General features: G+C 44.9%; 1 pseudogene. It reads right to left on the reverse strand.

Annotation, left to right across the window (positions count from 1 at the left end):
* Nucleotides 1-332 (reverse strand): annotated as a pseudogene (locus Q0954_RS34665) (hypothetical protein); the annotation flags it as partial.

A 332-nucleotide genomic window follows, 5' to 3' on the forward strand; every position in this document is an offset into this window, starting at 1 on the left:
GGGTTTGAATAAAGCGTTGATACATTTGCAGGTTTTGCCGCATTTGTTGAATGCTCAGGTCACGCTCCTGTTGAATGGTTGAAATTTGTTGCATAAGGTTTCCCAACTCCTTTTTGGAAGGCAAAATGTTAAAGGCTTTGTAGGTTTCTTGTGCCAGATGATAGGTCTCGTGCTGTCTGGCAGTATCTTTTGCCGCAGTATTTTCTGGTTTTTGCTCTGCCTGATCCACAGACGCTTGCGTTGTGTATGGTGGAACAGCTGACAGGGCATTACGGCGAACCGTGGCTTCACTAATCAAACCTTCCTGAATAAGCGACAGGTTATCACTGAAA

Source organism: uncultured Microscilla sp. (assembly GCF_947493425.1).
Lineage (GTDB): Bacteria > Bacteroidota > Bacteroidia > Cytophagales > Microscillaceae > Microscilla.